The following is a 19906-nucleotide window of genomic DNA, read 5'->3' as shown; positions in this document are numbered from 1 at the left end:
TTTTCTTCTTGGGGCATGCGGAGGTAATCCTCGCCATGGCTAATGGTTACCCGGGAATGCGAGACTGCTGCGAAGAAGGCGCTCGGTGTTCGAAATCGCCATTACTTTGATATCATTAGTGTTAATTGTGGTTATGGAAGATTTCATGTATCATTCGGGGTAGGGAAGAACTTCAGGATGGAACAACCCCGCGATCCGCCCAAAAAGATAGATACTGAAGAGCACGACAGGACGAAAGGAACCCGAACATGACAAAGGACATGACACCACTCACTCAACGACCGGCTTGGAAAGCCTTGGAAGCCCACTATCGGCAAGCTCGGGAATTGCATCTCCGGGAACTCTTTGCGGACGATCCCGGCCGCGGCGAGCGGATGACGGCCGAGGCCGCGGGTCTCTACCTGGATTACTCCAAGAATCGCATCACCAACGAAACCCTCGATCTACTCCTGCAACTGGCCGAGGAATCCGGCCTGAGAACGCGAACGGACGCCATGTTCCGGGGAGAAGAGATCAACCTCACGGAGAAACGGGCGGCCCTGCACATAGCGCTGCGGGCACCTGGGGGAGCCATCATGGTGGACGGCGAGAACGTGACGCCCCGGGTCCATGCGGTGCTAGAGAAGATGGCCAAATTCTCCGACAGGGTTCGGAGCGGCGCCTGGTTGGGCCATTCCGGCAAGCGAATTCGGAATGTCGTCAATATCGGCATCGGGGGCTCGGACCTGGGGCCGGTCATGGCTTACGAAGCGCTCAAGTACTATAGCGAGCGCGCCATGACGTTCCGATTCGTCTCGAACATCGATGGCGCCGACTTCGCGGAGGCGGTCCAGGATCTGGATCCGTCGGAAACTCTCTTCATCGTCTCTTCCAAGACGTTCACCACGCTCGAGACCATGACCAACGCCCACACGGCCCGCAACTGGTCCGTGGCGGGCTTAGGGGGCGACGAGGCATCCGTTTCCAAGCACTTTGTGGCGGTTTCGACAAACGCCGAGGGCGTGTCGAAATTCGGGATCGACACCGCCAACATGTTCGAATTCTGGGACTGGGTCGGCGGCCGCTACTCCATGGATTCGGCCATCGGTCTGTCCACCATGCTGGCCATCGGCCCGGCCCATTTTCGAGCCATGTTGGACGGATTCCATCAGATGGACGAACATTTCCGCACCGCCCCCTTCGCCGAAAACTTGCCGGTGCTCATGGGCCTTTTGGCCGTATGGTACAACAACTTCTTCGGGGCCGAGACCGTCGCGGTCCTGCCGTACGAGCAGTATCTAAAGCGGTTCCCAGCCTATCTGCAGCAACTCGCCATGGAGAGCAACGGCAAACACGTCACTCTGGAGGGGGCCGAGGTCGACTACCAAACCGGCCCGATCTACTGGGGGGAGCCGGGGACCAACGGCCAGCACTCGTTCTACCAGTTGATCCATCAAGGCACCAAGTTGATTCCGTGCGACTTCATCGCCTTTGCCCAGCCGCTCAACCCCTTGGGGCGGCACCACGACATGCTCCTGGCTAACGTCTTTGCCCAGGCCGAGGCGCTGGCTTTCGGCAAAACGCAGGAGGAGGCGAGAGCCGAGGGCATGCCCGACCGGCTCGTACCCCACCGGGTCTTTCGGGGCAACCGCCCCTCCAACATGATCCTCGCCGAGCGCCTCACTCCGGAAACGCTTGGCAAACTCGTCGCACTCTACGAGCACAGCGTTTTTACTCAGGGAATCATCTGGAACATCAACTCGTTCGACCAGTGGGGGGTCGAGTTGGGCAAGGCCCTGGCGCAGCGCATTATACCGGAACTCGAGAGCCGGGAGGAACCCCGGCTTGGCCATGATCGTTCGACAAACGCCCTGATCCGGGGCTCGGGACCGTGAAGGGGGCGGGCCTGTAATTCGGGATCCCTGATCGCCGCCTGCAACGTCTTGAGCCGGCGACGAGCTCGCTCTCTCTCACCGGCGGGACGCCTCCCCGGGGAAGACATCCGCGTTCTCCACTTCCTCGATCCGCCCGTTCTTGAGCACCACGATTCGATCGCAAAACTTGAGCATATTCGATCGGTGCGCGGCGACGATTACCGTCTTTTCCCCTTGCAGGGCGTGGATCGAGGCCGCGAGATCGAGTTCGGTCCGGCTGTCGAGCGCGGATGAGGGCTCATCAAATATCAGAATCTCCGGATCCCGGTAGAGGGCCCGGGCAATAGCCACACGCTGTCTTTCGCCGCCCGAGAATCGTATTCCTCGTTCTCCCACCACGGTGTCCAGACCATCGGGGAGCTTTGAAACCAGACTTTCGAGCCTTGCGAGTCGAATCGACGAGGCCATCTTACCCTCGTCCACTTCATGGTCGGGAACGCCAAAGGCGATGTTCCTTCTGAGGGTATCGTCGAAGAGGTAGATATGCTGGGGAACATACCCTATTTTTCGATGCCAAGCCTGCAGGTGTTCCCTGATATCGTTTCCGTCGACGAGAATGCGTCCTCCGGTGGGTGCAAGGAGTCCCAGCACCAGATCGATGAGGGTGCTTTTACCGACTCCCGTTTCACCCGCAATGCCTAAAGACGTTCCCTGTTGGACGGTCAGACTGATATCCTGAAGGATCTTCTCCCCTCTGGCTTCATAGCCGTAGCTCACCTTTTCGATCACGACTGAAGCCTCGAAATTCAGATGTCCGGGCCGATCCGGCGCCCGATCCTCATTCGTGCTCCGGAATTCTTCCTGGTCTTTCCAGAGCAATTCGACCGCCTTGCTGCCCAACCTGATGTTGTTCAAGTGCATGGTGACGCGATTGAATGATGGAATAGCCCGAAATCCGGCATAGGCAAACAGGGCGAGCACCGGCATCAGTTCCCGGCTGCTATCCGCCTCGTCAAATGTGAACAACACCATCACCAGAGGAATGGCGACGAATACGGTTTCTATGACAAAACGAGGGGAGGAATTGAGCGTTTCGTGCCACCTCCTCACGCGCGCGAGGGTCTTCTGAAGAGTGGCGAACATCTGTTTCCAGGGACCCGCCCGGCCCATCACCTTCACCTCCTTGATACTCCCGAACGTTTGCTGCAGGAGCCGGGTCGCGTCCTTTCTCAACTCTTGTTCCTGGGCTCCGAGCGCGAAAAACATGCGGTGTGTAGCCAGCAGAAGAATTCCCAGAAGAAGGGAGAGTAGGGCTACCGAAACGATCGTTATCAGAGGAGAAGCGGCGACAAGCACGGCAATGATGCCCAAGAGGACCAGAATTTCCGAACCAAGCGCAACAGCCGACGCCAATACCAGGCGAACGGCTTCCTGGATGCTCCTGAGAGCCATGTCTATGAGATCCGCGGAATTCCGTCGAAGATGAAACGAGTAAGGCGCATCGAGATACCCGCTATACATCCTGCTGGATAACTTTGCCACGGTGTTGTTCGATAAACTGCATCTCAGGTAAACGGACAGGAATACAAAGCCGTTTTTAATGAGGTAAAAGAGAACGACCATGACGGCAAACGAGAGAATGATGCTCCTATTCCGCTCTATGGACATGGCGGAGTAAATTCTCCCAACAACGGGGATATGGAACACTTCATCAGGACTATTCAATATCTTGATGAGGAAAAACAGCGCGCCGGCGCCCATGCTCTCGAAGAGCGCTTCGAAGAAGGAAAACGGAATGAGACTTGCCCAATGCCAACGGACCCGGCGAGGGAGCATCCGAAATATCCTTTTGACCACCTTCAGCATGTCTCGCTTCCGCCAACCAGTGTTCTTACGATGCAGTCGAGCCGCTCTCCAAACCTATGACGGGAGAAACTCGACGCGACCCTTTTTTCGCCTTCAACCCCCATTCGTTTGCGTTTATCCGGATGTTCCACAAGCTGGGCCAGGGCGTCTCCAAAAGGTTCCGGTTCCGGATCGCAGAGGAAACCGGTGACCCCATCCCGCACGATTTCCTTGGGCCCGCCCCGGTTTACCGCAATGACCGGTTTCCCGCCGGCCATGGCTTCGATGATGCCGATTCCGAAATGCTCGTTACAGCTCGTATAGACCAGACACAGGCACTCCTTGAGCAGATTTCTCCTTTCGTCATCGGAAATGGAGAAGAGAAACCTCACATGGTCCCACAGATGCATCTCTCTGGTTTTCTCCTCCAGAGAACGTACGGCTTGCCTGCATTCGGAAAGACGCCCGTCAAAGCCTCCGGCAAAAACGAGTGTCAGCCCTCTAAAGGTTTCATAAGGGATCTTTTCTCTCAAGCTTCCCATGGCATCGAGGGCCAAACCGAGATTCTTATCCTTCGCGTACCTGTTCAAAGAAAGAATGATGGATTCCTCCCGCAGGTCGGTTTTTCCGTCCGTCTCCGAAGATTGGAATTCGGCCGGATCGACGCCGGGATAGAGCACGGAAACCGCCGAGCGGCAAAGCCGGGGAAAGGTCTCTCTGAAAACAGATTCAGTGAAAGAGCTGTTGACCAGGATGAGATCGGCCGACCGCAAACCGAACTCCTCCAGGCGATCTATGGGGGCCCGGTAAAACCGGTACCATCTTGCCCTTTCCGGAGTGAGGAGTTTGTCCGGATAGTGACAGTAATAGATCACCTTTGACTTGGCCATTCGTCGTACGAGAGGGATAATATGGGGAACAAGATCGCAGAACACCACGTCGAAGGATGCGTGCATACCCATAACCATGGCGGCAAAGGCTGTTCGCGCTATGGAGCAGGGAGCGCGGAAATGGGACTTCACGTCGTTGGGAATGACGGAATCCACCACCTTTATGTCCAGATGTTCCTTCCTGATGTCCTCGAAGCATCGGTCCGGATCGTAATGAGTGGTGAAAATGGTGACATTATGCCCTCTTTTCCTCAGTTCCAGAGCCGCGTCGACGACCAGACGCTCGGCGCCTCCAATGCCGAGATCCGGGTGTAGAAAGGCCACCTTGGTCATGGTCTTCCAGGAAGAGAGGGATCCATCAGTCGATTCCCCTCGCGAGTTTGATGATTTCGCCGTAAGCCCTTTCCGTTGCGTCCGATCTCCCGATAGCACGGATACTTACACTCAACTCGGAAAGCAGTTGACGGTCATGGACCGTGTCGATCATGCAATCAACCAAGCGGCGCTTTGCCTCCGTATCGGACATAACCAGACAAGCTCCGCTTTCCAGAAGCGCCATGGCGTTGCTGGTCTGATGGTCTTCCGTCGCCTCTACTGAAGGGATCACAATGGCCGGTTTTCCCAATGCCGCCAATTCAGCGATGCTCACCGCACCCGCGGCGGAAACCACGAGATCGGCAACACAATAGGCGCTATCCATACGATCCGTATAGGGTATGAGCTTGCAGTTCGGAAATGGTTTCTTCCTAAGAATTTCTCTCACAGCTTCCATGTGATGGAAGCCGGTCTGCCAGAGCACTTGCACGTTATTCGCCGATAATCGGGAAAGGTTCCGGGAAATCAATCCGTTTATGGTCTCGGATCCGAGGCTGCCGCCGGTTATGAGAATCGTTCGAAGATCGGGATTCAGCCCGAATAACCGGCAGGCTTCCCTTTTGTCTCCGTTAGGATGGAGAACGGAGTCTCTCACCGGAATTCCCGTGTTGATCACTTTCTTTTCAGGGAAGTGGTTTCCGGCGGAGGCGAAGGCGATCAACACCCGATCGACGCTGTGTTTCAAAAGCCGGTTCGTCAATCCCGGCAGTGAATTGGGCTCGATGATGAGACTGGGAATCCTCATGAGACTCGCTGTCAGCAGGAACGGTCCGCTGGAATACCCTCCCGTTCCCACTACCACGTCAGGGTCACAAGATCGCAGGATCCCGAACGATTTGGCCATGCATCGGACGAGCTGGAAGATCAACGAGGCGTTTCTTATGCGATGTCGCCTGTTGTACGGACGGATCTTATAGGTGCGGATCGGATATTTAGCACCGATGATGGGCACCATATCGAGCCTCCCTTCAGCGCCGACAAAGGTCAACTTGTTTTCCGGACCGTCCTCCATGATCCGATCCGCAATCGCATCCGCAATATAGATGTGTCCGCCGGTGTCGCCAAGACCAATGGCCACGCTGATCGGCCGTGTTTTATTACTCATTGCTCGCTTCTCTGCAGCCCGGGGTCATTGATCATACCCTAACGTTCTGTTCAACCGAAAGATTCTGGCAAAGGGAAAGCCTTCTTCAATCAGTGTAAAATGGGGCTCAAAACGCTCCGGTTTTTCTATGAGCATCTGAACCATCAGCGAATCATAGATGGTCTTGTCCATCATAAGGACGGTCTTGGAGATTTCGTTACATAGGACGAACAAGCGGTCTTTCCTTCCGGGCCAGGCATAGCGCCGCCGGCCCTGTTCGCCTAACAGTTCGATCGCCTGAATCCTATAGATCCTGTCCTTCACGCGTAGTTCGCCGTTTTCGAGGTCGTAGTCGATAACACCACCCATCAGGGCATAGCAGGTTCCCGGATGCGATCCCCCTGTTGCCAAATCCCATGTTCCAAAACGGCTTATGGCGCCCGCTACCGCCAGGCCTTCCCACGAAAGCGCCAGATACTGGTCCTGAAATGTCCCGGCGGCCGGGAGGGAAATCGTGCGGATCGCCCGAAGAAGGTTCTTTTCATCTCCGGTCTCCATCCTATTGAATACCACGTCAAAAGGGTTCCGGTACAGGGGCGGATGCGCCTTCTGATCTTCCATAGGCTCTGATTCCTCCTGCCGGACTGCGGCGAAGCTCATGACTTCATAGGCATCCGAGACCGAGTTCGTGGTAAAAACAAAGGCAAGGGGAAGGACGTACTCACTGTTGTTTCTCGTTCCGTCGGCAAAGGCGCTTCTTTCCGCGTAGTAGCGGGCTGCATGACCCAAATCCCACCAGGTCCACAATTGGGCGTTCCGGGATGTTTTGTTCTTCAAGTTCAACAGAGCCCGCGTAACTTCCTTCGAGAGAAAAGGATGAGGACTGTTCTCGAACATCGATATTCCGGCATGTACGAGCAATCCCGCCACGAGCAGCATCAAGAAAACGCGTCTCCAAGCGGCCGGCAGTTTCAAATCTCGCATCGCCAGGGTAAGACCGCACCCCAGCCCTATGCCGGAAAGGGCGGCTCCGTACATAGAAAACCGGGAGCCCAGTTTCATGCTGGCCAATCCGAGGACAAAAAGGGGCGCAAAGACCAGCGCGGCGGGTCTGCGAATCAGGAGATACAGACATCCTGCCATACCCATGGCCAGTAAAACCACGCTCCCGTCGATATAATAAGAAACCAGTATATAATTGATCGCTAAGGCTTCGTTCACGGTTGCCGTGACATTGGGGAGCTTGAGCGCCCCCTCCCCCCAATTTACGGGAGATCCATATCTAAGCAGATGCCATCGCATGTTCCAGAACGCCTGCGGTACGTCCGCATAAAGAACAATGCAGCAGGCTAAGAACGCGAGGACGACGATGCCTACCCATTTCTTTTCAAAATAAGCGGGGCGCCATACGGCCAGAGCTACCAGGGGGCCGGAAAAAAGGACGGAGTTCACTCCCGGTTGGGCTGTCAGGAACACCGCGCACAAACCCGCCGCTAAGACGAGGCGCTTCTCATTGCCTCCAAACAGTAGCGCAGGGAAAAATGCGCATGCGATTATACTGAACGCTATGGGTTCGCCGCTCGGATAGAAGGTGATATAGACCTTTGCGATAAGACCTATAACAACGGCGCTGAGGAAGAACTTCCAGTGAACGGCCTTTCTTCCCCGGCCCCAAGGTGGACGGAGAGTGGATTCGAGCCACGCAACAAGAAGGAGCGCGAGACAAAGGGGTAAGAACAGGGTCAGGGTGTCCGTATCCAGAAATCCGATGCGGGTTCGGAAAAGAAAACCAAGGGAAATCCCTGTGAGAACCCCGGAAGCGATGGCGGCCTCGTTCCATCCCCACCAGAGGGCCAGAAGACAAATCGGTACGGCCGCCAACGGAGCCAATAGAGCCGGCAACCAGAATCCGATGTTCCCGACCTTCCAGCCGCTTATGTCATGAATCCAACGGACGAGGTTAGGAAGGAAATCCCCGGTATATTGATTGAGGCCTTTGGCGCCTGCAAGCCATGCATAGCTGTCGCTGCCGGCCTGTATCATTTCTCCGTCTATCTGAAATGCGGGTTCTTGCCATTGAAGGATATCGAATCCCCTCAAGCCGGCGCAGACAAGAAACGCTAAAATGGGATAGATGATCCAAGCGCAGCGTGTTACTCCTGCCCATCCCGTTTCCGAAGCGGGTTGTCTATTCCCTATTGTTTCTTCACGTGGGATCATGTTTCTTCTCTGGAGCCACACGAAGCTTTATCGTCTATCCGCCCGCTTTCGAAGTTGAATGGGGCATCCTTCCTTTTTCAGGCGAATATTCAGAGCGCCGCTTGCCTTTCGGAAGATAAACCACCGGACGTATTGTAATCGACGATTCGAACCGGATCAAACATGGCAACGGCAGAGCCGACGAAAAGATCGCACATGGGTGAGTCCCTCGCGGGCCAATTGCTATTGTATCCTATAGTTCATGCGGACTCGAAAACGGATTTTTCACGAAGATCCGCCCAATCGCACCGGACAGGATCTCAAACGGGCCGGTTCGAAAACAAGAGCGCGGACGTCGTAAACGGAAATGACAAGCCCGAAGGACATTACCTCATCTGTAATGGCGCTCCTCACCACATTACCTCGCACTGCAGGGGAAAAAGGCTGGAAAAAAAAGCTTGAAATTCTCAAAACTATTGAAGTACACTTAGTTGGTGGGTAAAGTGAAGTATACTTAATTCATGTGCAAAGAGAGGTATACTTAATTTATGTGTAAAGAAAAGTACAGATCGCTCGTTATTGTCGTCGTTTTTGCACTGAGTTTTGTCCTGGTATATGGCGTGCTGCCGGTTTTGAGCGCTTCTACGGACAAAAGTGTGCAACCGACGGGCGCGTCGGATGTGCTTTCCAATGGCGCATCTTCCGAAGTCAACCTGACCACCATGCAGATCAACAGCACGGTGACTGAAAGAAGGGAGGTCGTTCCCACCCTAAACGAGTGGGGCGCCGCTATCCTGGGCCTGCTTATGGCCTGCGCCGTTGTTATCGTGTTCCGCCGGCATCACCGTCGGTCCTAAGTCGCCATCCTTATAGTCCGGCTGGACACAGGATAAGGGCCTGCAAAGGCCCTTTCGCGTTACTTCGCATTGCCCGGAATCTCTTGGAAACGAGTTTGAAGCCCGCCCCTGCAGCGCGATCCCGCCCCATGCCTCCGAACACCGGCAACCCTTGACCCCGGTCCATACAGGAAGAGCGGTGAAGGCTCGCTGTATTTCAGCATGGTTTTGACATTAAACAGCCGCCGCACGCGGCAGAGAACCTTCGCCGCCGCTTTCGATCGAGTCCAGCCCCGCCCGCAGCCCTTCAATGAACAGACGGGCTTGTTCGAACAGGTCGGGACTGTCGAGGTGGCGCTCCATGACGCGGACCAACGCGCTACCCACCACCACCCCATCGGCCGCATGACCGGCGTCGCGAACCTGTTCGGGACGGCTGATGCCGAATCCTACCACCACGGGCAGATCCGTTTTTGACTTGATATGACGAACGTTACCATGAATTTCCGTCAAGTTGAGGGCGTTTTCCGTTCCGGTCACACCGGTCAGGGAAATGTAATAGACAAAACCTCCGGCCTTTCCACAGATGCGCTCGATACGGTCCGGACCGCTGGTAGGCGCGGCCAGCAGAATGGAATGCAAACCCGCTGTTTGAAAAGGGTCTTTCAACGCGGCCAGCTGCTCCAACGGCAGGTCCACGACCAGAAGCCCGTCCGCCCCGGCGCGGGCGGCGTCTCGACAGAACGGCTCGACGCCATAGGCCAGAATCGGATTGAAGTAGCCCATCAAGACAACAGGGATCTCCGTGCGGCTTCGGACGGTTTCCAGAATGCGAAACAGTTTTTTCGTTGTGTACCCCGCCCCGAGAGCGCGGCCCGCCGCACGCTGTATCGCCGGTCCGTCGGCAATGGGGTCGGAAAACGGCATGCCCAGTTCCACCAGATCCGCACCTGCGGCTTCCAGCTCGAGCACCATGCGTGAAGTCGTCTCCTCGCCTCCGTCGCCGGAAACGACGAAAGGAATCAGGGCTTTTCGATTGTCCTTTTTCAGCCTTTGGAATGTGCGATCGATCCGATTCATTTCTTCACCTCCGGGTCTTCGAGCTTCAGCTCGCGCATGAACGTGGCCATGTCCTTGTCGCCTCGCCCGGAGAGACATAACACGACAATGCTGCCCGGTTCCAGGCGCTCTTCGTTACGATAAAGCCACGCCAATGCATGGGCGCTTTCCAGGGCGGGAATAATACCTTCTTCCTGCGCGAGGCGTCGGGCTGCCTCCACGGCTTCCCCATCTTTAATCGTGGCGTAGTGAACCCGGCCGCTCTCGAACAGATAGCCGTGCTCCGGCCCGACACCGGGATAGTCCAGTCCGGCGGATATGCTGTGCGCGTTTCGAATCTGACCTTCCGCGTCCTGCAACACATAGCTCATGCAGCCGTGCAAAACCCCCAGCCTCCCGCCGTTGAGGGATGCCGCGTGAAGCTTGGTATCCAGTCCGAGACCTCCGGCCTCCACTCCCACCATACGCACGTTCTCATCTCTCAGAAAGGGGTAAAACATGCCGATGGCGTTGCTTCCACCGCCCACGCAGGCAATCAGAAGATCCGGGAGACGTCCCTCGTTTTCATACACCTGCCGCCGGGTCTCTTCACCGATGACCTGCTGGAACTGCCTCACGATCATGGGATAGGGATGAGGTCCCGCCGCGGTTCCAACCACGTAATGCGTATCCCGCACGCAAGACGCCCAGTACCGCATGGCCTCGTTCATGGCCTCCTTGAGTGTGCACGTTCCCGACTCGACAGGCGCCACTTCCGCACCCAGCATCCGCATACGGGCGACGTTCAGGGATTGACGCTTCATGTCCTCCGTTCCCATGAACACCCGGCATTCCATGCCGAACAGGGCGGCCACCGTGGCCGTGGCAACGCCGTGCTGACCCGCCCCCGTTTCCGCGATGATACGCTTTCGGCCCATGAATCGCGCCAAAAGGGCCTGGCCGATCGTGTTGTTGATTTTGTGCGCCCCGGTGTGTAACAGGTCTTCCCTTTTGAGATACACCACCGCTCCGGGGGTCCTGCCGGAAAGATTTTGCGTTTTCGTTAACGGCGTTTCTCTTCCTGCATAGGTCTTGAGTTGTCGCTGGAACTCTTTCTGAAACTCAGAATCCTGTTGAGCTTCCAGAAACGCCCTCTCCAAATCCTGCAAGGCCGGCATCAGCGTTTCGGGCACGTATTGGCCGCCGAAGACGCCGTATCGGCCTATATTCGGTTCTGTTGCATGCATGGGTTTTCCTTATGGTTGTCTGTTCCTGGTTTGCGCCCCAAGGACAGGGAACGTGCTGAAAACCTTGACTTCCGTCCTTCGTTTCCGCCGGCGAGAATTAAATGCGACCGTTGCCATTGCCGTTCTTCATCGAGGCTTCCCGCGCGGCCTGAATGAACTGAGCCATTCGGACGTGGTCCTTCTTCCCCGGCTTCTCTTCGACTCCGCTGGAAACATCCACCGCGTAGGGCCGAACGCATTGGATGGCTTTCCCCACGTTTTCCGGTGTCAAACCGCCGGCCAGCACCAGGTTGAACCGCTTGGAAAGACCTTCAAGCTGTTGCCAGGGAGCCTGAACTCCGCTGCCACCCCAGAGATCCGGATGATACCCGTCCACGAGGATCGCGTGTATCCCGCTGTAAGCATCCAGTGGTTCAAGATCCGAAGCGTTTCGCATCCGACAAGCTTTGAAAATCCGAACGTTCGAGAAGGAACGACAATATTCGGGGGATTCGTCACCATGGAGCTGAAGCACATCCAGCCCGCATCCCTTTCGAATCATGTCCACTACCTTCCAATCCATGTTGACGAACACGCCTACTTTCCAAACGAAAGGGGGCACGCGTTTGCAGATTTCCATGGCTTCCGCAGGAGGAACATACCTCGGGCTTCGGGGGTAAAACACAAAGCCCAGAGCATCCGCTCCCGCCTCCACAGCAGCTTCGGCGTCTTCCAAACAAGTAATCCCGCAAATCTTGATTCGCGCCATTTTGCTCTACCTCTTTCTTAAGAGATTCATCAGGGCTTCACCCGGATCCGGGGCCGACATCAGCGCCGTGCCGATGAGGAAGGCTTGTACCCCTGCGGAACGGCACCGCTCCAAATCCTCATGCGTTCGGAAGCCGCTTTCAGCCACCACTGTACACTCCGGCGGCATCCGGGGCGCCAGGTCGAGTGTCGTGCCGAGATCCACCGTGAACGTGTTCAGACACCGGTTATTGATGCCGATAAGCGCGGCGCCCGCCCGGACGGCCCGATCCGATTCCTCCTGATCGCGTATTTCCACCAAAGCCGCCATGTGAAGGTCGTTCCCCAGTTGTATCAAGGTCCGCAACTGTTCCGTGGTGCAAGCCGCGGCTATGAGGAGGAACGCGTCCGCGCCGGCGGCCCTGGACTCGTACACCTGATAGGGATCCACAATAAAATCTTTTCGCAATACGGGAAGCTGAATATGGCTGCGGATCTCCCGCAAATCGTCCAGACTGCCGGCGAAATAATGGGGTTCGGTCAATACGGAAACAGCCGCCGCCCCGTGGTCTTCGTACATGCGGGCCGTTGCCGCCGGCTGTGCTTGCTTGCGGAGCACACCGGCGGAAGGCGAGGATCTCTTGAATTCCGCGATCACGGCGGGTGTTCGATTTTTGATGGCCCGCATGAAATCACGGGGAGGCCCTGCCTCGAAGGCTTCATCCTTTATCCGATCGAGCGGAATCTCCTGCTTGATCGCTTCCAGATCCGACGCTCTCCGATCCAGAATCTCCGCCAGAATGGAGCTTTTTCTTCTTTCTTGAGGGTGTGCGTGGACAATCATGACACGTTTCCTTCAACTGTTGGACATTTCAACGAGAGCTTCCAGCTTCTCTCGCGCCGAACCCGCGTCTATGCTTCGCGAGGCCGCTTCCACACCATCCTTCAGATCGGCGACTTTGCCCGCCACGACCAGAGCCGCTGCCGCGTTCAGCACGGTCACGTCCCGCCGGGGCCCCGATTCACCTTTGAGAATCCCCCGAATGATGCGCGCATTCTCCACCGCGTCGCCCCCTTTGAGGTCATCGGGCCGGGCCAATCGGTCCACGTAAGGTTCCGGATCCAAATTGTAGGTTCGGATGACGCCATCTTTGAGTTCACAAACGCGCGTTGGACCTGTGACCGAAATTTCGTCCAGCCCGTCGAGTCCGTGAACCACCATGGCATGCCGGCTGCCGAGGTCCGCCAGCACCCGGGCAAAGGTTTCGGTCAGCGTCGGGTGAAACACGCCCAGCAGTTGGGCCGAGGCGCCGGCAGGGTTGGACAAAGGGCCAAGGAGGTTGAAGAGCGTCCGGATACCCATCTCTTTTCTGGGGCCGATGGCGTGTTTCATGGCCGGATGCAGTTTGGGTGCAAACAGGAATCCAATGCCGATTTCGGATACGCATTCTTCCACTAGATCGGGCTCGGCATCGAGATTTACCCCCAATTCCGCCAGCACGTCCGCGCTGCCGCACAAACTGGAAACGGACCGGTTGCCGTGCTTGGCAACAACGGCTCCCGCGCCCGCCGCCACAATAGCTGCGGCTGTGGATATGTTGAACGTGTTTTTCCCGTCCCCCCCGGTCCCGCAGGTATCCACCACCGTATTCGCACGGCAGTCCAGCCGAACGGCCTTCTGTCTCATGATCCGGGCCGCGGCCGCGACTTCCGCCGACGTCTCTCCCTTGACACGCAGGCCCATCAGGAACGCCCCGATCTGAGCCGATGTCGCCTTCCCTTCCATGATGCTTTCCATGGACCGTTCCATTTGCGAGGGCAACAGGTTCTGTCCCTCGGCCAATAGCGCAATAGCTTCCTTCATCGTATCCATTCAGGCCTCCTTAAGCGGCTCGGGAAGTTTGGCGATTCCCGCATCGATCCACCAGGGTGAGAAAGTTTCTCAGCAAACGCTTGCCGCTCTGTGTGAGTACGGATTCCGGATGAAATTGAACCCCCTCGATGGGAAGCTCCCGATGCCGTACTCCCATGATCTCCCCGTGCTCGGACCGGCAGCTCACCTCGAGACACTCGGGCAGCGAGTCCTCCTCTGCGATCAACGAATGATAGCGCCCGCCCGAAAACGGATTCCGAATGCCCTGGTACAGGGTTTTGCCGTCATGAGACATGCTCGACGTCTTGCCGTGCATGATGCGTTCACTGCGCACCACGCGCCCCCCAAGACTCTGCACGATGGCTTGATGACCAAGGCAAACTCCCAGTATGGGGATCGAACCGCCTACGGCCTTGAGCAGCTCCAGCGTGATTCCGGCGCTATCCGGATTACCAGGACCGGGAGAAATCACAATGGCCTCCGGTTCCATGCTCAGGATCTCGTCAGGACGGATCCGGTCGTTCCGCGCAACGTTCACCTCGCGCCCCAGGGCGCCCATGTACTGAAACAGGTTGTAGGTAAACGAATCGTAGTTATCCAATAAGAAGATCATGGGTATGCCTCCTATAGTCTGAGCCCGTTAATCGCCATTTCCACGGCCCTCTCCATGGCGCGTCCTTTGTGAACCGTTTCCATAGCCTCGTTTTGCGGAACCGAATCGAATACGATGCCTGCTCCCGCGCGCCAGGAAATCCGGCCGTTGGATTGGACCAGGGTGCGTATGGTGATGCAAAGGTCCATTTCGCCATCAAAACCGATGTATCCTACAGCTCCCCCGTAAGGCCCCCTGGGGCCGGATTCCATTTCGTGGATGATCTCCATGGCCCGCACCTTGGGAGCCCCGGTCAGGGTGCCTGCTGGGAACGTGGCTGCAATCACGTCATAACAATCTTTCCCTTTTTCCAGTTCCGCCGTTACGTTGGACACCAGATGCATCACGTGGGAGTATCGCTCGATGGTCATGTATTCCGTTACCTGCACCGTGCCGATCTGCGCCACCCGGCCCAGATCGTTGCGGGCCAGATCCACCAGCATCACATGTTCGGCCTTCTCCTTGGGATCGTTCAGAAGTTCGTCGGCAAGGCGCTGATCTTCATGCTCGTCGCCGCCCCGGGGCCTGGTGCCCGCAATGGGACGCACCGTAGCCGTATTGCGCTCCTTGCGGACCATGACTTCCGGAGAAGAACCGATGAGATTCACCTGGGGCGTTCTTAAAAGGAAGAGATACGGGGAAGGGTTCACGTAACGGAGAGCGCGATAGAGGTCCGCCGTATCCGCCACGTTGGGAAGGGAAAATTCGCGTGAAATGACCACCTGGATCGCCTCGCCCGCGCGAATGTATTCCTGGACCGCCTGAACTTGAGCCTCGAATGTCTGATCTTCCGGTTCGACTCTTACGAAAGGCCGGTCCAGTTTTTCCGGGGCGGTCGTGCTTACGGGATTTTCGATCTCCTTCATCAAGGCCTCGATGCGCGCCAGGCTGTCTTCGTAAACCCGGATCGGATCGCTGTTGTCGTCCAGGTACGCATTGACCACCACTTTCATGGTGTGCTTGACGTTGTCGAACACGATCAGGTCTTTTACGAGCAACAGGTACGCCAAGGGCGATTTTATCGCTTCAGCTTTGAGCGAAGGCATCCGTTCAAGAAAATGAATGAGTTCGTACGAAAAGTACCCCACCAGGCCGCTGGAAAATCGGGGAATGCCTTCCACTTCCGCCGGCCGGAAACCACGGGTCTGCTCGCGCAGAAGCGCCAGGGGATCAGCGCCAACCGGAACCCGCCGGGAGTCCTCTTTGATGCGGATGGATGCTTCGTTGGGATAGAGCACGATCTCTCCTTCAGGTTCGAGGCCTAAGATGCTGTACCGCCCCCATCGTTCCCCGCCTTCCACACTTTCCAGAAGGAATCGGACCTTGTCTCCCAGTTTGTAGAGCAGTCCCACCGGCGTGTCCCGATCCGCCAGAATTTCCCGATACACGGGAATGACATTGGCCTTTCCCGCCCATTCCAAAAACCGATCTCTATCCAACTTTCGACCTCCTCAAATGAAAAAACGCGGACGGCTCGTCGGCCACCCGCGTTTCTTAAAACAAAAGGGCGGCCCCTTGGAGGGGACCGCCCGATATTTTTTCAGCATTCAAACGTTACCGGCAAACCCCTCCTATGTAGCAGGGCCACCACCAGTTGTTCAAATTGTGCAGCATGTTGGTCATCATAAATAAATTCCTTACAGTGAATAACGCACCATATCCGCTGACCGGAGGCTTGTCAAGAATATTCGTTCGGGGGGTTTGATTTCCGGGCGGGTTTGAGGTTGAATAACAATTTGGCGCGCCTCCAATCGTTTCCGCCGGGAATGGGCGGTCCCGGCGTGTCCGGCCCCGGTCCATGGAAGAATGGTTGACGAATGCGGCGAATCGGGTTATAATGCTTTGTAATATTCTGCAATATACCCAACCGGGAAGGAATCGAGCACCATGACCGAACCGACCATCCAATATAACGGCCGCCCATCACGTACCTGTATCGCGTCTGACCGTGCGGACGACATCGGTCTTTTTTCGAAAGCCGTTCAAACTCCCGCCAAAAAGATCGGCTCCAAGGATTCGCCCATCGTACTGCGCAGCCGGCTCGTGCATCTGCGGATGCAACTGCTTTCTCCGGCGAAGGGCCTCGGGGCCGCGGACGTTCAGCCGCCGACGCGTCTGACCCTGAACCTGTTCGATGACACCATCGTTACGGCCGTACTCGAACGGTTGGAAGCCGGATTCGCGGGTTTGGCCTGGATCGGGAGGCTGGAGGGGATTTCCGGAAGCGAGGTAACCCTCGTATACAGCGAAATCAGCCTCTCCGGCAGCGTCACGTTTGACAATGCTTCTTTTCAGATCCGTCCGATAGACGAATCCCTGTACGTCATCCGGGAAATCGATCCGGCTCTTGCCCGAACGCCGGCCGGATGCGTGGGCACGGTGCTTTCCAATGAAGAAGAGGTGTTCAATCTGGTCAACCAGGAACGGGCGGCCAACAGCCTGAGCGGGTTGAACTGCGACGACCGCCTGGTGTCCGCCGCCCGGAATCATTCCGAGGACATGGCCGAAAACGACTACTTCGACCACACCAGCCTCGACGGTCGCGCATTTTCCGTACGCATCACCGAGGCAGGCTACATCTGGAACTACGCGGGAGAAAACATCGCGGCCGGATACAGCACGCCCCAGACCGTCATGAACGGGTGGATGAACAGCTCGGGCCACCGGGCCAACATTCTCGAGCCCAATTTCTGCGACCTGGGGGTAGGATACGCCTACGGCGAATCGAGCACCTATGGACACTACTGGACCCAGGACTTCGGACGGCAGATGGGTGTCTCTACGTGCGACGATACGCCGCCGCCGCCTCCTCCCCCGTCGGACCCCGTGGTTTCGGGCACCATATCCACGGCCGCCGGAGCCCCCGTGCCGGGAGTGCTCGTGACGTTCAGCAATGGCGGCGGCACAGTGACGACCAACGTCGTCGGGTTTTACAGCCGCACCGTGCCTTACAACTGGTCCGGCGCCGTGACTCCGTCCAGGAGCGGCTATACGTTCAATCCGGTTAATCTGAGTTACCAGAACCTGACCTCGAACCGATCCAACCAGAATTTTCAGGCCCAAGTGATTCCCCCGCCGGATCCTGTGGTTTCAGGCGCCATATCCACAGCCGCCGGAGCTCCCGTTGCGGGAGTACTCGTCACCTTCAGCAATGGCGCAGGCACGGCAACCACGGACGCCTCCGGGTTTTACAGCCGAATGGTGCCTTACAACTGGTCCGGGGCCGCGACTCCGTCCAAAGACGGCTATACCTTCGACCCGAACTCCCTGAGCTTTGTGAACCTGACCTCGAACCGATCAAACCAGAACTTCCAGGCCCAATCCATCCCGAGCCTAGACGCCCGCCTGCTGATGATTTTGTCTGAACTGCTGTTGGGCGAATAGATGCAAAACTCCGGCGCCGAGGGGACCCCTTTGCAAAGGGTTCCCCTCGGGCTCCCCTCCTAAACTCCTTGAGCTTGTTTTGGTCGCTCTGCGCCCAAAACATCCATTGCTTCGAAATCGTTTGAACACCGGATGTGACGGGGAAAATCGGTTTACAATCGGACCGTTTCTGGTCTATTTTGTCCTTATTTCTATAGAGTTGCCCGCAAGCGGCATTCACCGCGCAGTCACAAAAGCCGATCCGTCTTCTGTAGCCACATAACCTGTACTTTTGAGATTAAGAATCGCAAGCCATGGATATAAACGAGCTTCTTCAAAAGCGACAAACGGACATCCTGCGCGTGCCGGGCGGACAGCGACGTGGGCTTTCCGGTCAAAATGGATGAGGACCGCGGTCTGCTCGATTTGAGCGCCCTCCTTCTGGACTTGGGTGATCTGTTGGGCCGAAACGTCGACGTGGTCTCGGAAGACGGCCTTTACCGGCTCCTGTAAAGCAGAATTCCGAGAGAGGCCACGCCGTTATGAAAGGGGAATAGTTGACTCGCCCAGTCGAATTGACAAACCAATCTATGACTACTCAGCGGAGACCAATAGGGAGAAAGAGCAATGATCGAGAGAGTTGAGCTCACGAATTTTACTGCCTTCAAGAAACTGGATATGCGGATTTCTCCGGGGGTGAATGTTCTCATCGGGCCAAATGGAACGGGTAAAACACATCTCCTGAAAATCCTCTATTCGGTCCTCGCCGCTCACAAAGAAGACAAGCGGGTTTCGGACAAGATCGCGGCGGTTTTCTTGCCCAAAGACAAAAGAATCGGCCGCCTAGTCACACGCACAAGAGGCAGTTCAGCTGCAAAAGTCAAAATATATAGGAATGATAAGCTGCTCAGTCTGAGCTTCTCTAATCACACAAAGGATACCGTACGCTGGAACAAAGGATGGAAGGGAGAATCGATTGCAAAATCCGTATATATACCTGTGAAAGAGATGTTGGCTAACGCGCCTGGGTTCTTATCTCTGTATAAAGCGCACGATATCCATTTCGAAGAGGTATATGCTGACATCCTATATAATGCATACGTCCCTCCACTGAGAGGCCCGATGGGAAGAAAGCGAAAACGACTATTAGAGATGATCCAAAAAGTAATTGAAGGAAAGATTATACAAAAGGACGAGCAGTTTTTCTTGAAAAACAGGGAAGGTGAGCTTGAATTTACACTTTTGGCTGAAGGAATGAGGAAGCTTGGGCTTCTATGGCTACTAATTCAGAATGGAACGCTACTAGATGGATCAGTCTTATTCTGGGACCAACCGGAAGCCAATCTTAATCCAAAGCTGTTCGGGATACTGATAAGTATTCTGTTGGAGCTTCACAGACTCGATATCCAAGTCTTCCTGGCCACTCACGACTATGTGATCCTTAAAGAACTTGATTTACGAAAAAAGGAGACGGACGACGTAGCGTTTCACTCGTTATATCATGACACGGAAACTGGGAACATTCAGTGTCATAGTGCCAACAGGTATCTGGACATACACCCGAATGCCATCGCCGAAGCTTTCGCCGGGTTGTATGATCGAGAGGTAAAACGCAGTTTGGGAGGTCCCGCACAATGACCATACTCACAGAGGGCAATCTCCTACTCGAATTACCTGATAGCGCAATCGCGAGAAGGTTCGACGAAGGTGCCACTCATGGCCTGTCCCATTGCATGAAAGCGGTTGACTTCATCGTTGAACTCGATGATCGATTATTGTTTATTGAAATCAAACAGGAGTTTCAGAGATAAGCCTTCGCGATACGGAAATTAATAATAGTTTCAATCGGTTACATAATATGTACCCGTAGAACCTACCTTGTTACCCCTCTCTACATGACCTAACTGCCTTATTTTTGTTATCAT

15 protein-coding genes and 1 pseudogene are annotated in these 19906 nt (G+C 55.9%); 5 read left to right on the top strand and 11 right to left on the bottom strand.

The features are described from left to right. Positions 1 to 248: 248 nt before the first annotated feature. On the top strand, positions 249 to 1874 hold the full coding sequence (pgi, locus tag HY788_02380) for a glucose-6-phosphate isomerase (protein ID MBI4773022.1): 1626 nt from the start codon (positions 249 to 251) through the stop codon (positions 1872 to 1874). A 75-nt stretch (positions 1875 to 1949) separates the two neighbouring features. Here pgi and HY788_02375 read toward each other — a convergent pair whose 3' ends face one another. The 4 genes from HY788_02375 to HY788_02360 are packed head-to-tail and all read right to left on the bottom strand — an operon-like array spanning position 1950 to position 8267. Continuing rightward, entirely contained in the window at positions 1950 to 3719 is a 1770-nt protein-coding gene (locus HY788_02375; protein MBI4773021.1) for an ABC transporter ATP-binding protein, read from the bottom strand. Next, on the bottom strand, positions 3713 to 4921 hold the full coding sequence (locus tag HY788_02370; protein ID MBI4773020.1) for a glycosyltransferase: 1209 nt from the start codon (positions 4919 to 4921) through the stop codon (positions 3713 to 3715). Before HY788_02370 ends, HY788_02375 begins: the two co-directional genes overlap by 7 nt. 25 nt (positions 4922 to 4946) lie before the next feature. Continuing rightward, positions 4947 to 6068: a UDP-N-acetylglucosamine--N-acetylmuramyl-(pentapeptide) pyrophosphoryl-undecaprenol N-acetylglucosamine transferase gene (locus HY788_02365; protein ID MBI4773019.1), complete on the bottom strand. Its 1122-nt coding sequence runs from the start codon at positions 6066 to 6068 to the stop codon at positions 4947 to 4949. 24 nt (positions 6069 to 6092) lie between these two features. After that, complete coding sequence (locus tag HY788_02360; GenBank protein ID MBI4773018.1) at positions 6093 to 8267, bottom strand: hypothetical protein; 2175 nt, start codon at positions 8265 to 8267, stop codon at positions 6093 to 6095. A 527-nt stretch (positions 8268 to 8794) separates the two neighbouring features. On the opposite strand from HY788_02360, the gene HY788_02355 reads away from it, so the two are divergent. Continuing rightward, positions 8795 to 9103: an IPTL-CTERM sorting domain-containing protein gene (locus tag HY788_02355; protein ID MBI4773017.1), complete on the top strand. Its 309-nt coding sequence runs from the start codon at positions 8795 to 8797 to the stop codon at positions 9101 to 9103. A 213-nt stretch (positions 9104 to 9316) separates the two neighbouring features. On the opposite strand, the gene HY788_02350 is transcribed toward HY788_02355, so the two are convergent. The 7 genes from HY788_02350 to HY788_02320 all read right to left on the bottom strand — a co-directional run bounded on the left by HY788_02350 (position 9317) and on the right by HY788_02320 (position 16057). After that, positions 9317 to 10162, bottom strand: a complete 846-nt coding sequence (locus HY788_02350) for a tryptophan synthase subunit alpha (GenBank protein ID MBI4773016.1) — start codon at positions 10160 to 10162, stop codon at positions 9317 to 9319. Then, entirely contained in the window at positions 10159 to 11367 is a 1209-nt protein-coding gene (gene trpB / locus HY788_02345; GenBank protein MBI4773015.1) for a tryptophan synthase subunit beta, read from the bottom strand. The genes HY788_02350 and trpB overlap by 4 nt, the downstream gene beginning before the upstream one ends. Before the next feature lie 97 nt (positions 11368 to 11464). Continuing rightward, positions 11465 to 12115 carry a phosphoribosylanthranilate isomerase gene (locus HY788_02340; protein MBI4773014.1) on the bottom strand — a complete coding sequence of 217 codons (651 nt, stop codon included), beginning with the start codon at positions 12113 to 12115 and terminating at the stop codon, positions 11465 to 11467. Positions 12116 to 12121: 6 nt separating this feature from the next. Next, positions 12122 to 12937 (bottom strand): indole-3-glycerol phosphate synthase TrpC, encoded by an 816-nt coding sequence (gene trpC / locus HY788_02335; protein MBI4773013.1) that lies wholly within the window; start codon positions 12935 to 12937, stop codon positions 12122 to 12124. A gap of 12 nt (positions 12938 to 12949) precedes the next feature. Then, the gene (gene trpD, locus HY788_02330) at positions 12950 to 13957 is read right to left on the bottom strand and encodes an anthranilate phosphoribosyltransferase (protein MBI4773012.1); all 1008 of its coding nucleotides are present in this window, start codon (positions 13955 to 13957) and stop codon (positions 12950 to 12952) included. Between the two features lie 19 nt (positions 13958 to 13976). After that, complete coding sequence (locus tag HY788_02325) at positions 13977 to 14579, bottom strand: aminodeoxychorismate/anthranilate synthase component II (GenBank protein MBI4773011.1); 603 nt, start codon at positions 14577 to 14579, stop codon at positions 13977 to 13979. Between the two features lie 11 nt (positions 14580 to 14590). Next, positions 14591 to 16057: a chorismate-binding protein gene (locus tag HY788_02320; protein ID MBI4773010.1), complete on the bottom strand. Its 1467-nt coding sequence runs from the start codon at positions 16055 to 16057 to the stop codon at positions 14591 to 14593. A gap of 616 nt (positions 16058 to 16673) precedes the next feature. On the opposite strand from HY788_02320, the gene HY788_02315 reads away from it, so the two are divergent. The 3 genes and pseudogenes from HY788_02315 to HY788_02305 all read left to right on the top strand — a co-directional run bounded on the left by HY788_02315 (position 16674) and on the right by HY788_02305 (position 19619). Next, complete coding sequence (locus tag HY788_02315; protein ID MBI4773009.1) at positions 16674 to 18002, top strand: hypothetical protein; 1329 nt, start codon at positions 16674 to 16676, stop codon at positions 18000 to 18002. Positions 18003 to 18295: 293 nt separating this feature from the next. Next, positions 18296 to 18494, top strand: a pseudogene (locus HY788_02310) (hypothetical protein). Positions 18495 to 18608: 114 nt separating this feature from the next. Continuing rightward, positions 18609 to 19619 (top strand): AAA family ATPase, encoded by a 1011-nt coding sequence (locus tag HY788_02305; protein MBI4773008.1) that lies wholly within the window; start codon positions 18609 to 18611, stop codon positions 19617 to 19619. Positions 19620 to 19906: the final 287 nt, after the last annotated feature.

Source organism: Deltaproteobacteria bacterium, assembly GCA_016208165.1.
In the GTDB taxonomy this organism is placed as follows: domain Bacteria; phylum Desulfobacterota; class Desulfarculia; order JACQYL01; family JACQYL01; genus JACQYL01.
Note: the sequence above shows the minus strand (reverse complement) of the source record. Positions and strands in the feature narration are given on the sequence as shown.

Coding starts and splice junctions, on each gene's coding strand:
- HY788_02360 (MBI4773018.1), bottom strand. CDS start 8,267: ATGATCCCACGTGAAGAAACAATAGGGAATAGACAACCCGCTTCGGAA.
- trpB (MBI4773015.1), bottom strand. CDS start 11,367: ATGCATGCAACAGAACCGAATATAGGCCGATACGGCGTCTTCGGCGGC.
- HY788_02315 (MBI4773009.1), top strand. CDS start 16,674: ATGCAACTGCTTTCTCCGGCGAAGGGCCTCGGGGCCGCGGACGTTCAG.
- HY788_02305 (MBI4773008.1), top strand. CDS start 18,609: ATGATCGAGAGAGTTGAGCTCACGAATTTTACTGCCTTCAAGAAACTG.
- HY788_02375 (MBI4773021.1), bottom strand. CDS start 3,719: ATGCTGAAGGTGGTCAAAAGGATATTTCGGATGCTCCCTCGCCGGGTC.
- HY788_02365 (MBI4773019.1), bottom strand. CDS start 6,068: ATGAGTAATAAAACACGGCCGATCAGCGTGGCCATTGGTCTTGGCGAC.
- HY788_02350 (MBI4773016.1), bottom strand. CDS start 10,162: ATGAATCGGATCGATCGCACATTCCAAAGGCTGAAAAAGGACAATCGA.
- HY788_02355 (MBI4773017.1), top strand. CDS start 8,795: ATGTGTAAAGAAAAGTACAGATCGCTCGTTATTGTCGTCGTTTTTGCA.
- HY788_02370 (MBI4773020.1), bottom strand. CDS start 4,921: ATGACCAAGGTGGCCTTTCTACACCCGGATCTCGGCATTGGAGGCGCC.
- HY788_02325 (MBI4773011.1), bottom strand. CDS start 14,579: ATGATCTTCTTATTGGATAACTACGATTCGTTTACCTACAACCTGTTT.
- pgi (MBI4773022.1), top strand. CDS start 249: ATGACAAAGGACATGACACCACTCACTCAACGACCGGCTTGGAAAGCC.
- trpD (MBI4773012.1), bottom strand. CDS start 13,957: ATGAAGGAAGCTATTGCGCTATTGGCCGAGGGACAGAACCTGTTGCCC.
- trpC (MBI4773013.1), bottom strand. CDS start 12,937: ATGATTGTCCACGCACACCCTCAAGAAAGAAGAAAAAGCTCCATTCTG.
- HY788_02340 (MBI4773014.1), bottom strand. CDS start 12,115: ATGGCGCGAATCAAGATTTGCGGGATTACTTGTTTGGAAGACGCCGAA.